Source organism: Herbaspirillum sp. GCM10030257 (genome assembly GCF_042666555.1).
Classification (GTDB): Bacteria; Pseudomonadota; Gammaproteobacteria; order Burkholderiales; family Burkholderiaceae_D; genus Noviherbaspirillum.
In genome coordinates this window covers 229,792-244,870 of sequence record NZ_JBHTDH010000003.1, presented here as the reverse complement: position 1 = coordinate 244,870, position 15,079 = coordinate 229,792, and the positions used below count along the sequence as shown (strand labels likewise).

Genomic DNA, 15,079 nt, shown 5'->3' with positions numbered 1-15,079 from the left:
TCCAACAAGGTGAATACATGACAGTCCCATCCGCAGGAGCCGCCTTTCGTCAGGCAGTACGCGAAGAATCCCCGCTGCAGGTTGTCGGCGCGATCAACGCCAACCACGCGTTGCTGGCCAAACGTGCCGGTTATCGTGCCATCTATCTGTCGGGCGGCGGCGTGGCAGCCGGCTCGCTCGGCCTGCCCGACCTCGGCATTTCCAATCTTGACGACGTGCTGACGGATGTCCGTCGCATCACGGACGTCTGCGACCTGCCGTTGCTGGTCGACGTCGATACCGGCTTCGGTTCATCGGCCTTCAATGTGGCGCGTACCGTCAAGTTGATGATCAAGTTCGGCGCAGCGGCGATCCACATCGAAGACCAGGTTGGCGCCAAGCGTTGCGGCCATCGCCCGAACAAGGAAATCGTCAGCAAGCAGGAAATGGTCGATCGCATCAAGGCGGCCGTCGATGCACGTACCGATGAAAATTTCGTCATCATGGCGCGCACCGACGCGCTGGCCGTGGAAGGCCTGGAAGCCGCGCTGGACCGCGCACAGGCTTGTGTTGAAGCGGGCGCCGACATGATCTTCCCGGAAGCCATCACCAAGCTCGAGATGTACAAGACCTTTACCGATGCGGTGAAGGTGCCGGTGCTGGCCAACATCACCGAGTTCGGTGCGACCCCGTTATATACGGTCGAGGAATTGAAGAGTGTTGATGTCGGCCTTGTGCTGTATCCGCTGTCCGCTTTCCGCGCGATGAACAAGGCTGCGGAAAACGTGTATAACGCGATCCGCCGCGAAGGCACGCAAAAGAATGTGGTCGACACCATGCAGACGCGTATGGAACTGTATGAGCGCATCAACTATCACGATTTCGAGCAAAAGCTGGATGCCTTGTTTGCCCAGCAAAAAGCCAAGTAATCCGCATTCCACGTATCTTATTTTTTCCAGGAGACTTTGATGAGCGAACAACAAGCCGCCGGCTTCAAGCCAAAAAAATCGGTTGCCCTGTCCGGCGTAACTGCCGGCAATACCGCCCTCTGTACGGTGGGCAAAACCGGTAACGATCTGCACTATCGCGGCTATGACATTCTGGACGTCGCGGACACTTGCGAATTTGAAGAAATCGCCTATCTGCTGGTACACGGCAAACTGCCCAACGTCGCTGAACTCAAAGGCTACAAGGCCAAGCTGAAAATGCTGCGCGGCCTGCCGGCCAATGTCAAGGCGGCGCTCGAAACACTGCCGGCGTCCTCGCACCCGATGGACGTGATGCGTACCGGCGTATCGGTGCTTGGCTGCGTACTGCCGGAGAAGGACGACCACAACACGCCGGGTGCACGCGACATCGCCGACCGCCTGATGGCATCGCTGGGTTCGATGCTGCTGTACTGGTACCACTATAGTCACAACGGCAAGCGTATCGAAGTCGAAACCGACGACGACTCCATCGGCGGCCACTTCCTGCACCTGCTGCACGGCAAGAAGCCGTCGGCAGCATGGGAAAAGGCGATGCACACGTCGCTGATCCTGTATGCGGAGCATGAATTCAATGCGTCGACGTTTACTGGTCGCGTCGTCGCCGGTACGGGTTCCGACATGTATTCCGCGATCACCGGTGCAATCGGCGCATTGCGCGGTCCGAAGCATGGCGGCGCGAATGAAGTCGCATTCGAAATCCAGAAACGTTACGACAATCCCGACGAAGCGGAAGCCGACATCCGCCGCCGTGTCGAAAACAAGGAAGTCATCATCGGCTTCGGCCACCCGGTGTACACCATCTCCGATCCACGCAACAAGGTCATCAAGGAAGTCGCACGCAACCTGTCGGCCGAAGCCGGTTCGACCAAGATGTTCGACATTGCCGAGCGCCTTGAAACCGTGATGTGGGACGTCAAGAAGATGTTCCCCAACCTCGACTGGTTCTCCGCCGTGTCCTATCACATGATGGGCGTGCCGACAGCGATGTTCACGCCACTGTTCGTGATCTCGCGTACTTCCGGCTGGGCTGCACACATCATCGAGCAGCGCATCGACAACAAGATCATCCGTCCGAGCGCCAACTACGTCGGTCCGGAAGACCTGAAGTTCGTGCCGATCCAGGAACGCAAATAAAGCAAACAATGCGTAGGGGGTGTCTGTGCACCCTCTACATCGTGACTCTTTTCTTTACTGATCCATGAATCTCGCAAACCGCAAACCCTTGCCTGGGACCAAACTCGATTATTTCGACACGCGTGCCGCCGTCGACGCGATCGCACCCGGCGCGTACGACAAGCTGCCGTACACCTCGCGCGTGCTCGCCGAGAATCTCGTGCGCCGCTGCGATCCGGCTACCCTGACAGCCTCGCTGAAACAGATCATCGAACGTAAGCGCGAACTGGACTTCCCATGGTTTCCTGCCCGCGTGGTCTGTCACGACATCCTTGGCCAGACCGCACTGGTCGACCTCGCAGGTCTGCGTGACGCCATTGCCTCGCAAGGCGGCGATCCGGCCATGGTGAATCCGGTCGTGCCGACCCAGCTGGTGGTAGACCATTCGCTGGCCGTCGAATGCGGTGGTTTCGATCCGGATGCGTTCGACAAGAACCGCGCCATCGAAGACCGTCGTAACGAAGACCGTTTCGACTTCATCAACTGGACCAAAAAGGCGTTCAAGAACGTTGACGTCATCCCTCCCGGTAACGGCATCCTGCACCAGATCAATCTCGAGCGCATGTCGCCCGTGGTGCAGGTGAAGGACGGCGTGGCTTATCCGGATACCCTGGTGGGTACCGACAGCCATACGCCGATGGTCGACGCGCTTGGTGTGATCGCCATTGGTGTCGGCGGTCTTGAAGCGGAAACCGTGATGCTGGGCCGTGCTTCGTGGATGCGCCTGCCGGACATCATCGGCGTCGAACTGACCGGCAAGCCGCAACCCGGCATCACCGCGACCGACATCGTACTGGCGCTGACCGAATTCCTGCGCAAGCAGAAAGTCGTCTCCGCCTACCTGGAATTCTTTGGCGAAGGCGCGGCCAACCTGACGCTGGGCGACCGTGCGACCATCTCCAACATGGCGCCCGAGTTCGGTGCCACCGCAGCGATGTTCTATATCGACGAGCAGACCATCAAATACCTGCGGCTCACCGGCCGTGACGAAGAACTGGTCAAGCTGGTCGAAACCTATGCGAAGGAAACCGGCCTCTGGGCGGACAGCCTGAAGAATGCGGAGTATGAACGCGTGCTGAGCTTCGACCTGTCTTCGGTGGTACGTAACATCGCCGGACCGTCCAATCCGCATAACCGTGTGCCGACCAGCGAACTGGCCGCACGCGGCATCAGCGGCAAGGTCGAGAATGAGCCGGGCCTGATGCCGGACGGCGCCGTGATCATCGCCGCAATTACCAGTTGCACCAACACCAACAACCCGCGCAACATGATTGCCGCCGGTCTGCTGGCCCGTAACGCCAACAAGCTTGGCCTTGCACGCAAGCCTTGGGTCAAGAGTTCGCTGGCGCCGGGATCGAAGACCGTGGCGCTGTACCTGGAAGAAGCGGGCCTCTTGCCCGAGCTCGAAAGCCTCGGCTTTGGCGTTGTCGCTTTTGCCTGTACCACCTGCAACGGCATGTCGGGCGCACTGGACCCGGTGATCCAGAAGGAAATCGTGGAACGTGATCTCTATGCGACCGCAGTCCTTTCCGGCAACCGCAACTTCGATGGCCGCATCCATCCGTATGCCAAACAAGCCTTCCTGGCATCGCCGCCGCTGGTGGTCGCCTATGCCATCGCCGGCACGATCCGCTTCGACATCGAGAAGGACATCCTCGGGACCGATGCGAATGGCAAGCCAATCCGCCTGGCGGACATCTGGCCGAGCGATGCGGAAATCGACGCAGTGATTACGCAAAGCGTGAAACCCGAGCAGTTCCGCAAGGTCTATGAGCCAATGTTCACGTTCAGCGTGGATTCGGGCGAAAAGGTCAGCCCTCTCTATGACTGGCGCCCGCAGAGCACCTACATTCGTCGTCCGCCGTATTGGGACAAGGAAGGGCAGGGGGCGCTGGCCGCCAATCCGCGCACGCTCAAGGGCATGCGTCCGCTGGCGGTCCTCGGTGACAACATCACGACCGACCACCTGTCGCCGTCCAACGCCATCCTGCGGGACAGCGCTGCCGGCGAGTACCTCGAGAAAATGGGCTTGCCGGAAGAGGACTTCAATTCCTACGCAACCCATCGCGGCGACCACCTCACTGCCCAGCGCGCCACTTTCGCCAATCCGACGCTGAAGAACGAAATGGTGATGGTGGACGGCAAGGTCAAAGCAGGTTCGCTCACGCGTATCGAGCCCGAGGGCAAGGTCACACGCATGTGGGAAGCGATCGAGACCTACATGGAGCGCAAGCAGCCGCTGATCGTGATTGCCGGCGCCGACTATGGTCAGGGTTCTTCGCGCGACTGGGCAGCGAAGGGCGTGCGCCTTGCCGGCGTGGAAGCCATCGTTGCCGAAGGTTTTGAGCGCATCCACCGTACCAACTTGGTTGGTATGGGCGTGCTTCCGCTGGAGTTCAAGCCTGGTGTCAACCGACTCACTCTCGGCATTGACGGTACGGAAACCTACGACGTCATTGGAGAGCGCAAGCCGCGAACCGATCTGACGCTTGTAATCCATCGCAAGAATGGCGAGCGTGTCGAAGTACCGGTAACCTGTCGGCTCGATACTGCCGAAGAAGTCCTGATCTACGAAGCCGGCGGCGTGCTGCAGCGGTTCGCGCAGGACTTCCTTGCATCGACGGCAAAGGCAGCCTGAAACCTGCCCGTTAACTGAGGTGCGCTCGCATCAAGCTGGCATGCGCAGCGCACCTCTAAGGTTTTGCAAAGGGTGATGTCGATCGGTATCGATCGGTGTCGATTGATATCATCCGGATTCAAAAGGACAACACCCCATGGCCCACGTACCCCAGATAAAAATTCCCGCCACCTACATGCGTGGCGGCACCAGCAAAGGCGTGTTCTTCCGTCTCCAGGATTTGCCTGAAGCCGCACAGGTACCCGGCGCAGCACGCGATGCGCTGCTGATGCGCGTGATCGGCAGTCCCGATCCGTACGGCAAGCAGATCGACGGGATGGGCGCTGCCACATCGAGCACAAGCAAGACAGTCATCGTCGCAAAAAGCAGCAAGCCCGACCACGACGTTGATTATCTCTTCGGCCAGGTTTCCATCGACAAGCCATTTGTCGACTGGAGCGGCAATTGCGGCAACCTCTCGTCAGCGATCGGACCTTTCGCCATCAGCAATGGGTTGATCGATGCCAGCCGCATTCCGAAAGATGGCATGGCTACCGTGCGTATCTGGCAGGCCAACATCGGCAAGACCATCATTGCGCATGTGCCCATGACCAATGGCGCGGTGCAGGAAACCGGTGACTTTGAACTCGATGGAGTGACTTTCCCGGCAGCGGAAGTGCAATTGGAATTCATGGATCCGGCAGCGGAAGAAGAAGGTGCCGGCGGTGCGATGTTCCCGACAGGCAATCTGGTTGATGACCTCGAGATTCCCGGCATCGGCACGCTCAAGGCCACCATGATCAATGCGGGCATCCCGACCATCTTCGTGAATGCGGAAACGATCGGCTACACAGGCACCGAATTGCAGGATGCCATCAACAGCGATCTCAAAGCCCTGGCCATGTTCGAGACGATCCGTGCCTACGGCGCAGTGCGCATGGGCCTCATCAAGAACGTCGACGAAGCGGCAACGCGCCAGCACACGCCGAAGGTTGCGTTTGTTGCCAAACCGGCCGATTATGTCGCTTCCAGCGGCAAGAAGGTCACGACCGACGATGTCGATCTGCTGGTACGTGCGCTGTCCATGGGCAAGCTGCATCATGCGATGATGGGTACGGCCGCGGTCGCAATCGGCACCGCGGCGGCGATACCCGGCACGCTGGTGAACCTTGCCGCCGGTGGCGGGCCCCGCACAGCGGTACGCTTTGGACATCCGTCCGGCACGCTGCGGGTTGGCGCCGAAGCCACGCAGGTCGATGGCGACTGGAGCGTGACCAAAGCCATCATGAGCCGCAGCGCGCGCGTGCTGATGGAAGGTTGGGTACGTGTACCCGGCGACGCGTTCTAAGGTTCCGACCTTGTGATGTAGTAATGTCTTGACGCCGGTCTGAAAGCGGGTTGGGGCGCAGGCTTATTCTGAATGCGTGCCAACGGAAATGGAGGAATCATGCTGTTGACTACTGCACCTCATTTGCCATGACAGGCGCCATGACATCCACCACGCGCCCCAGCTGGGACAAGGTCCTAGTCGATATCGTCGACTACGTGCTGGACTACCGGATCGACTCCGGTCTGGCCTACGAGACCGCACGTAACTGCCTGATCGACACGCTTGGCTGCGGTCTCGAAGCATTGGAGTATCCGGCTTGCACCAAGCTGCTCGGGCCAATTGTGCGTGGCACGATCGTTCCCCACGGGGCCCGTGTGCCTGGTACGCAGTTCCAGCTTGATCCGGTGCAAGCCGCGTTTAACATCGGCACGATGATACGCTGGCTGGATTTCAACGATACCTGGCTCGCCGCCGAATGGGGACATCCATCGGATAACCTCGGTGGCATTCTGGCGGTGGCCGACTGGCTGTCGCGCAATGCGGTGGCGACTGGCAAGCGACCCTTGGTCATGAAAGATGTGCTGACCGGCATGATCAAGGCGCACGAGATTCAGGGCTGCATCGCACTCGAAAATTCTTTCAATAAAGTCGGACTCGACCACGTCGTGCTGGTCAAAGTGGCATCGACCGCCGTCGTTGCGCAGATGCTCGGCCTGACGCGCGAAGAAATCCTCAATGCCGTATCGCTCGCGTGGGTCGATGGCCAGGCACTGCGTACCTATCGTCATGCCCCCAACACCGGTTCACGCAAATCATGGGCGGCAGGTGATGCGACCGCACGCGCCGTGCGGCTGGCACTGATGGCGAAGACCGGCGAGATGGGATATCCCTCCGTACTGACCGCCAGGACCTGGGGTTTCTACGATGTGCTGTTCGACGGTAAACCCTTCCATTTCCAGCGGCCCTATGGCAGCTATGTGATGGAAAATGTGCTGTTCAAAATTTCCTTTCCGGCCGAGTTCCACGCCCAGACAGCGGTGGAAGCGGCGATGACCTTGCATGCCGCGTTGAAGAAGATCGGCAAGTCTGCGGAAGACATCAAAAAGATCACCATCCGTACCCACGAAGCCTGCATCCGCATCATCGACAAGAAGGGGCCGCTGAACAACCCGGCCGACCGCGATCACTGCATCCAGTACATGGTGGCCGTGCCGCTGCTCTATGGCCACCTTACCGCAGCCGATTATGAGGATGATGTCGCAGTCGATCCACGCATCGACACATTGCGCGACAAGATCGTTTGCGTGGAAGATCCTTTGTTCACCATCGATTACCACGATCCGTTCAAGCGGTCGATTGCAAATGCGTTGACAGTCGAACTCACTACTGGCGAAGTGCTGGACGAAGTTGTCGTCGAGTATCCCATCGGACATGCACGCCGGCGCAAGGAAGGCATTCCCCTGTTGGAAACAAAGTTCAGGAATAACCTCGCCCGCAGGTTTCCGACAAAGCAGCAGAAGGCGATTCTCGATGTGTCACTGGACCAGGCGACACTGGAAACGATGCCAGTGAATGATTACGTGGACCTGTACGTCATCTGAGCCTCAATGTTGTTCCTGCGTTTTCACTTCGCGCACATGGCGCGTAAGTGCTTAGTAAGACAGCTGTCCCATACTTGAACATCAAGATTGGATTACAAAAGAATTGCTTATGCCCTGCGATGAAGCAGGGACATCATTCAGACAGGAGACGCCATGAACTTCTCGGATTTCTACCAGCAGTCGATCACCGATCCACAGGCATTCTGGGACAGGGAGGCCAAGCGCATCGACTGGAATGAGCCCTACACCCAGGTACTGGATTACTCCAATCCACCATTCACCAAATGGTTTGGCGGCGGCAAAACCAACCTTTGTCATAACGCGGTCGATCGCTGGGTCGCAACGCAGGCGGACAAGCCAGCGCTGATCGCTGTCTCGACTGAAACCGACTCCGAGAAGGTCTATAGCTTTAAGGAATTGCAAGCAGAAGTCATGCGTGCTGCGGCGATGATGCAGTCGCTCGGCGTGAACAAGGGCGATCGCGTGCTGATCTATATGCCCATGATTGCGGAGGCGGTTTTTGCGATGCTCGCGTGCGCGCGTATCGGTGCGATTCATTCAGTCGTATTCGGCGGATTTGCTTCCAACAGTCTGGCAACACGCATCGATGACGCGAAACCAACGTTGATTGTGTCCGCCGATGCCGGTTCGCGTGCCGGCAAGGCGGTTGCTTACAAACCCTTGCTGGATGAGGCCATCCATCACGCGCAGCATAAACCCGCGCATGTGCTGATGGTCAATCGCGGTCTTGTGCCGACGACAATGATGGCTGGTCGCGACGTCGACTATGCCGCATTGCGCGAACAGCATTTCAATGCGCAGGTGCCGGTGACCTGGCTGGAATCGAACGAGTCTTCCTACATACTCTATACCTCGGGTACGACCGGCAAGCCGAAAGGCGTGCAGCGCGACGTCGGCGGTTATGCGGTTGCCCTTGCCGCGTCGATGAAGCATATCTTCTGCGGCAATCCGGGTGAGACCTATTTCTCGACGTCGGACATCGGTTGGGTGGTTGGCCACTCCTACATCGTATACGGACCGTTGATCGCCGGCATGGCGACCGTCCTGTACGAAGGCTTGCCGATCCGTCCCGATGCCGGCATCTGGTGGAGCATCGTCGAGAAGTACAAGGTCACGCGCATGTTTTCCGCGCCGACCGCGGTGCGCGTGCTGAAGAAGCAGCCGCCGGAATTCATGAAGAAATACGATCTGTCGTCACTGAAGGCCTTGTATCTGGCAGGTGAGCCGCTTGATGAAACGACGTCGCAGTGGATCGCGTCGGAACTCGGCGTGCCCATTATCGATAACTACTGGCAGACGGAAACCGGCTGGCCGATCCTGACGGTGGCTTGTGGCGTGGAAAACAAGCCGACCCGACTGGGCAGCCCCGGCGTACCCATGTACGGCTACAAGGTCAAGCTGATCAACGAATCGACCGGCGTGGAATGCGCCGCAAACGAAAAAGGCGTTGTGGTGATTGAAGGTCCCTTACCGCCGGGATGCATGCAGACGGTGTATGGCGACGACGAACGCTTTGTCAAAACCTACTGGTCCAATTTCAAGGAACAGGTTTATTCGACGTTCGACTGGGGGATTCGCGACGCGGATGGGTACTACTTTATCCTTGGGCGCACGGACGACGTGATCAACGTCGCCGGGCATCGTCTTGGCACGCGTGAAATCGAGGAGAGCATCTCCAGCCATCCAAATGTGTCGGAAGTCGCTGTGGTGGGTATCGACGACAAGTTGAAAGGGCAGGTCGCGGTGGCGTTTGCGATTGCAAAAAATGGCGACGCCGTTGCCAGTGCGGAAGGACGGAAGGCGCTGGAGGCCGAGGTGATGGCCGTGGTGGATAAGCAGCTGGGTGCGGTGGCGCGTCCGGCGCGTGTGCATTTTGTGTCGTTATTGCCGAAGACGCGGTCGGGGAAATTATTGCGGCGCTCAATCCAGGCAATTTGTGAAGGCCGCGATCCGGGGGATTTGACGACAATCGAGGATCCGACGTCCCTGCAGCAGATTCGGGCGGTGTTGGCTGATTAGGCGTAGTCGTCGTCGCGCATAGAGGAAGGGCTCCTTCCCCCTTTTAGGGGGAAGGTTGGGATGGGGGTGTGAGGGTTGATTGACCGACTGCGCTGGCTCGACCACCCGACCCCCATCCCAGCCTTCTCCCTGCAAGGGGGAAGGAGCCAGAAGTAGGTTGTGCGATGTATGTAGGCGATTCAAATAGTGCGTCAACAACACCTCAACCCCACATCACTCAATCGTCGCCACCACCGGCGTATGATCCGACGGCTGTTCCCACTTGCGCGGCACCTTGTCGACCACACACGCGGTACACCGTGCAGCCAGCGGCGGCGAGAGCAAAATATGGTCGATCCTTAATCCCATGTTCCGCCGGAAGGCCATCATCCGGTAATCCCACCAGCTGTAGATCTTTTCCGGCTGCTCGAACAGCCGGAACGAATCCTTGAAGCCTAGAGCAATCAGCCGCTGGAATGCGGCGCGCTCAAGGTCGGACACCAGGACCTGGCCCTGCCATGCGACCGGATCATGCACATCGCGATCATCCGGTGCAATGTTGTAGTCGCCCAGCAAGGCAATACTCTCATAGGTCTTCAATTCATCTGCCAACCAGTCGTGCAAGGCTTCCAGCCAGCGCAGCTTGTACTGATACTTGTCCGACCCGACCGCCTGTCCGTTCGGGATGTAGGCACAGACCACGCGTATGCCTTCGATGGTCGCGGCGATGATCCGCTGCTGCTCATCCTCGAAGCGGGGATTGTTCTTGACGACTTCGCTGATCGGATGCTTCGACAGAATGGCAACCCCGTTGTAGGTCTTCTGGCCTGTAAAGACGACGTGATAGCCCGCTGCTTCAATCTCAGCGACAGGGAACTTGTCATTGGTGAGTTTGGTTTCCTGAAGGCAAAGAACGTCGACTGGATTCTCGACCAGCCATTGCAATACTTGCGGCAAGCGTACTTTCAGGGAATTTACATTCCAGGTGACAAGTTTCATAGCAGAATAGCCTCAATACCGGCGCGGTGGTCCGCGCGTTCAGAATAAACAATGTCCGCCGCCGGCAGGGCCGGGAGCGGACAGATCGGTGATCCGGAGCGCGCTTATACGCATCCGGACAGGAACAATTAACAAGACGACTACAAGACCGAGAATTAAGCAGCCTTCTTGCCGTTACCGTTTGCACGGTTCAGCAGGAATGTGGTCAGCAGGGGAACCGGCCGGCCTGTCGCGCCCTTGGCCGGGCCGCTCTTCCAGGCCGTGCCTGCGATGTCCAGGTGCGCCCATAGATATTTGCGTGTGTAACGCTCAAGGAAGCAAGCCGCCGTAATGCTCCCACCCGGCGGACCGCCGATGTTGGCCATGTCGGCAAAGTTGGATTTGAGCTGTTCCTGGTATGCGTCTTCGATCGGCATGCGCCATGCCGTGTCGCCGGACGTCTTGCCCGCGGTGAGCAACTCATCGGCCAGATCGTCGTGATCGTCGTCATGGCGTGTGAACAGGCCGGTATTGTGATGGCCCAAGGCGGTCACGCAGGCGCCGGTCAGGGTCGCGATGTCGACCACCGCCGCCGGCTTGAAGCGCTCGACATAGGTCAACGCATCGCACAGGATCAGGCGGCCTTCGGCATCGGTATTCAGGATTTCAATGGTCTGGCCAGACATCGACGTGACAATGTCTCCTGGCTTGGAGGCGCGTCCGGACGGCATGTTTTCGCAGGTCGGGATGACGCCGATGACGTTCAGCTTCAGGTTCATCTCGCCGATCGCGCGGAAAGTGCCGAGCACCGATGCTGCCCCGCACATGTCGTACTTCATCTCGTCCATGTTGGCGCCGGGCTTGAGCGAAATGCCTCCGGTGTCGAAGGTGATACCCTTGCCTACGAGCACCGTTGGGGCTTCCTTGGCCTTGCCGCCCATGTGCTTGATGACGATGAACTTCGGCGGTTCCTCACTGCCTTTGGTCACGGAGAGGAAGCTTCCCATCTTGAGGGCTTCGAGTTGCTTGCGTTCGAGGACTTCAACCCCGAAGCCGAAATCCTTGCCCAGTTGCTTGGCTGTATTGGCGAGGTAGGTCGGGGTGCAGATATTGGGAGGAAGATTACCGAGTTCCTTGGCCAGATCGACGCCGTTGGCCAGGGCGATACCTTGCGCAATCACGTTCTTGGCTGCGGCATCGGCACCCGCGCTCAAAAAAGCGATCTTTTTGACGCCGCGGGCAGGCGGTTCTTTCTCGCTCTTGGTCACGCTATAGCGATACTCCGTGTCGCGCACCGCGAGAATGGCGCAGCGAATGGCCCAGGCGGTATCGCGTTTCTTGATCTGGTCCAGAGGAAGGGCAATGGCACCGTCCGCCGCGCCGATCGACGAGAACGCCTTGGCGGTTGCCTGCAAGGCAGTGACAAATGTTTTGTCGGAGAGTTCGGCATCCTGGCCCAGGCCTACCAGCAGGATACGCTCGGCGGCGATGCCGTCCAGGCCGCGTAGCAGCAAGGTCGATCCCGGCTTGCCGGTGATGTCGCCGGACTTCAGCGCCGCGGCGATCTGACCTTTGCGGTCCAGAGCCTGAGCGGCCTGCGACAGTTTCTTATCTTCAAATACGCCTACGGCGATGCAGCCTGTCTTGAAACCGGCAAGTCCGGTTTTTGCGTCGAATGGTTTTATGCTAAAGTCCATGGTCACTCCTTTTGAGACGCAATTATAGTCTTCAATTCAATGATCTTTCAGCGCGCTCTTCGTCGCGAATTGGTAAGTACCGCCGGCGCTGTCTTCACCACGCTTTTCACGATCACGATTACCGTGATGCTGATCAAGATACTCGGCCAGGCAGCCGGGGGAAAAATTGCATCGCAGGATGTCATCGCTCTGATCGGATTTGCGGCGCTTCGTTACCTTTCCGTGATCTTGATCCTGACCGGATTCATTTCGGTGCTGGTCGTCGTCACTCGCAGTTACCAGGACTCCGAAATGGTCGTGTGGTTCGCGTCCGGCATGAGTCTGTCAAAATGGATTGCGCCCGTGATGAGCTTCGGCGTTCCCATCGTCATACTCATTGCCTTGCTCAGCTTCTTTGTTACCCCGTGGGCCAATCGCCAGAGTGCGGAGTACCGTGAACGCTTTCAGAAGCGCGAGGACATCGCCAGAGTCTCGCCGGGACGGTTCCAGGAATCGTCATCGGCTGACCGCATCTTCTTTGTTGAGGGCGTCAGTGGTGATTCGACCAAGGTCAGGAACGTCTTCGTCAATACCATACAGAACGGCAGAACCAGTGTCGTGGTGGCCAAGGAAGGAACGATCGCCATCGATGAGCGTGGCGACAAATTCCTTCTGATGGACAAGGGCCGGCGTTATGACGGCGTCGCGAGCCAGTCGGATTTTCGTGTCATCGAGTTCGAGCGCTACGGTGTGCTGGTGGCGCGCCAGTCACAGGCACTGGTCGGCGACATGTCGGCCCGTTCATTGTCAACACCGCTGCTTCTGGCGAACCTGAATAATTTCAACGGTGGTGAACTGGTCTGGCGCCTCTCTCTCCCTATCATGGGCTTGCTGCTGATGCTGCTTGCCATTCCGCTGAGCTTTGTCAATCCGCGCGGCGGCCGGTCCGCCAACCTGCTGATCGCGTTGCTGCTATTCATTATCTACAGCAACATGGTCAGCGTGTTCCAGGCTGCCGTCGTGCAAAAACGGCTCTCGCTGGACACCGCCTGGTGGCCGCTGCATGTTGTCGCCGCCTTGCTGATCGCCTTCCTGTTCTCATGGCGCTTGCTGGTGAACCATCCTTATCATCCGGCTAGCCTGTGGGGTGCGTTCAAGCGCACCGTGTTTACCCGGAAGGCGGCGGTCCGATGAAAGTTTTACATCGTTATGTGGCACGCGAGATCATCGCCGCCGTCATCTTTGCGCTGGTAGCTTTTCTTGCGCTGTTTGCCTTTTTCGATCTGATCGGTGAACTGCCGCAGGTAGGTCGTGGCAATTACCAGCTTCAGCATGCTTTCTTGTATGTGACGATGGGGCTGCCCGGGTATGTCTATGACCTGATGCCGATCGCTGCCTTGATCGGTAGCATTTACACCTTGGCACAGTTGGCGGCGCGCTCCGAATTCACCATCATGCGCGCGTCGGGGCTGTCGACCGGCATGGCGAGCTGGATGCTGGCACGGGTTGGGATCGTGCTCGTCATCGTGACTTTCCTGTTCGGCGAATTTATCGCTCCCGCGACCAGTGCAATGGCTGAAAAATGGAAACTGCAGGCACAGGGCGCGTCGATATCACAGGAATTTCGTACCGGCTTATGGACCAAGGATGTGATCCGCCAAAACGGACTAACCGGTGAAACCGTCGGGACGCGCTTTCTCAATGTAAAGGATGTAACACCGGCCGGCCGGCTGCAAAACGTGAAGCTGTATGAGTTCGACCGCGACTTCCGTCTGATTGCGGTGGTCACCGCAGCGTATGCGGATTATCAGGCCAGGAATGTCTGGCGCTTGTCGGATGTGACGGAGACGAGCTTCGGCGCCAAGCTGAGCGATATCACGGCCACCATTACGACCAAGACCCTGCCAGCGCGCGACCTGGTGTCCGAAATCACGCCAAACATCCTGTCGGTGCTGTTTGCCGATCCGGACCGTATGTCGGCGTATGGCCTCGCCGTGTATACCCGCCACCTTGCGGAAAATAACCAGACGACAGAGCGCTACGAAATCGCGTTCTGGAAAAAGGTGTTTTACCCATTTGCCGTGCTGGTGATGATGGCACTGGCACTACCCTTTGCCTATCTGCATTTCCGCGCCGGTGGCGTCAGCCTCAAGATCTTTATCGGCATCATGATCGGTGTCAGCTTCCAGTTGCTCAATAGCTTGTTTTCGCATCTGGGCCTGCTCAATACCTGGCCTCCGCTGGCGACCGCTGTGTTGCCCAGTATGATGTTCCTGGTGATTGCGATCGGATCGCTATGGTGGGTCCAAAAACACTAGGAAACCTGATGAAACATCGTGCCCTCGTCCTGTTTGCTCATGGTGCCCGCGACCCACGCTGGGCCGAGCCTTTCCAGCGTCTGCAGCGGATTGTTGAAGAGCAGAAGCCGGATGTCGCCGTGTCGTTGGCCTATCTTGAATTAATGACGCCGCGCCTGCCGGAACTGGTTAAAGACCTGGTCGAGGACGGCTGCAAGGAATTGACCGTGGTTCCTGTCTTCTTTGGACAGGGCGGACATGTATTGCGTGATCTGCCAGTGATCATCGATGAAATCCGCCATCAGTATCCGCTGTTGCAGATTACGGTGGCACCGGCGGTCGGAGAGAGTCTGGATGTGTTGAATGCGATCGGACGTTATTGTCTTGGCGCGTTGGGGAATGGGTAAGCATCGCCACGAC

11 protein-coding genes are annotated in these 15,079 nt (G+C 58.3%); 9 read left to right on the top strand and 2 right to left on the bottom strand.

The genetic code is table 11. The annotated features are described in order from the left end of the window. Positions 1 to 17: 17 nt before the first annotated feature. The 6 genes from prpB to ACFQUU_RS05775 all read left to right on the top strand — a co-directional run bounded on the left by prpB (position 18) and on the right by ACFQUU_RS05775 (position 9,729). Positions 18 to 908: a methylisocitrate lyase gene (gene prpB, locus ACFQUU_RS05800; protein ID WP_382243993.1), complete on the top strand. Its 891-nt coding sequence runs from the start codon at positions 18 to 20 to the stop codon at positions 906 to 908. A gap of 39 nt (positions 909 to 947) precedes the next feature. Further along, on the top strand, positions 948 to 2,102 hold the full coding sequence (gene prpC / locus ACFQUU_RS05795) for a 2-methylcitrate synthase (protein ID WP_382243991.1): 1,155 nt from the start codon (positions 948 to 950) through the stop codon (positions 2,100 to 2,102). A 64-nt stretch (positions 2,103 to 2,166) separates the two neighbouring features. Continuing rightward, a complete protein-coding gene (gene acnD, locus ACFQUU_RS05790; RefSeq protein WP_382243988.1) occupies positions 2,167 to 4,779 on the top strand; it encodes a Fe/S-dependent 2-methylisocitrate dehydratase AcnD in 2,613 nt (870 codons plus the stop codon). A 136-nt stretch (positions 4,780 to 4,915) separates the two neighbouring features. Continuing rightward, positions 4,916 to 6,106, top strand: a complete 1,191-nt coding sequence (prpF, locus tag ACFQUU_RS05785) for a 2-methylaconitate cis-trans isomerase PrpF (protein WP_382243985.1) — start codon at positions 4,916 to 4,918, stop codon at positions 6,104 to 6,106. A 128-nt stretch (positions 6,107 to 6,234) separates the two neighbouring features. Next, positions 6,235 to 7,689, top strand: a complete 1,455-nt coding sequence (locus ACFQUU_RS05780) for a bifunctional 2-methylcitrate dehydratase/aconitate hydratase (protein WP_382243982.1) — start codon at positions 6,235 to 6,237, stop codon at positions 7,687 to 7,689. 153 nt (positions 7,690 to 7,842) lie between these two features. Then, entirely contained in the window at positions 7,843 to 9,729 is a 1,887-nt protein-coding gene (locus ACFQUU_RS05775) for a propionate--CoA ligase (RefSeq protein WP_382243979.1), read from the top strand. 213 nt (positions 9,730 to 9,942) lie between these two features. Here the strand turns inward: ACFQUU_RS05775 and xth are convergent, their stop codons facing one another. Both xth and ACFQUU_RS05765 read right to left on the bottom strand, forming a co-directional pair. Continuing rightward, positions 9,943 to 10,707: an exodeoxyribonuclease III gene (gene xth / locus ACFQUU_RS05770; protein WP_382243976.1), complete on the bottom strand. Its 765-nt coding sequence runs from the start codon at positions 10,705 to 10,707 to the stop codon at positions 9,943 to 9,945. 155 nt (positions 10,708 to 10,862) lie between these two features. Further along, the gene (locus ACFQUU_RS05765) at positions 10,863 to 12,383 is read right to left on the bottom strand and encodes a leucyl aminopeptidase (protein ID WP_382243973.1); all 1,521 of its coding nucleotides are present in this window, start codon (positions 12,381 to 12,383) and stop codon (positions 10,863 to 10,865) included. Positions 12,384 to 12,422: 39 nt separating this feature from the next. Here ACFQUU_RS05765 and lptF point away from each other — a divergent pair, with 39 nt between their 5' ends. Genes lptF through ACFQUU_RS05750 form a run of 3 tightly spaced genes read left to right on the top strand, consistent with a single transcriptional unit; the run spans position 12,423 to position 15,066 of the window. Beyond that, positions 12,423 to 13,556, top strand: a complete 1,134-nt coding sequence (gene lptF / locus ACFQUU_RS05760; RefSeq protein ID WP_382243970.1) for an LPS export ABC transporter permease LptF — start codon at positions 12,423 to 12,425, stop codon at positions 13,554 to 13,556. Further along, positions 13,553 to 14,680, top strand: a complete 1,128-nt coding sequence (gene lptG, locus ACFQUU_RS05755; RefSeq protein ID WP_382243967.1) for an LPS export ABC transporter permease LptG — start codon at positions 13,553 to 13,555, stop codon at positions 14,678 to 14,680. The genes lptF and lptG overlap by 4 nt, the downstream gene beginning before the upstream one ends. 8 nt (positions 14,681 to 14,688) lie before the next feature. After that, positions 14,689 to 15,066, top strand: a complete 378-nt coding sequence (locus ACFQUU_RS05750; protein ID WP_382243963.1) for a sirohydrochlorin chelatase — start codon at positions 14,689 to 14,691, stop codon at positions 15,064 to 15,066. Positions 15,067 to 15,079: the final 13 nt, after the last annotated feature.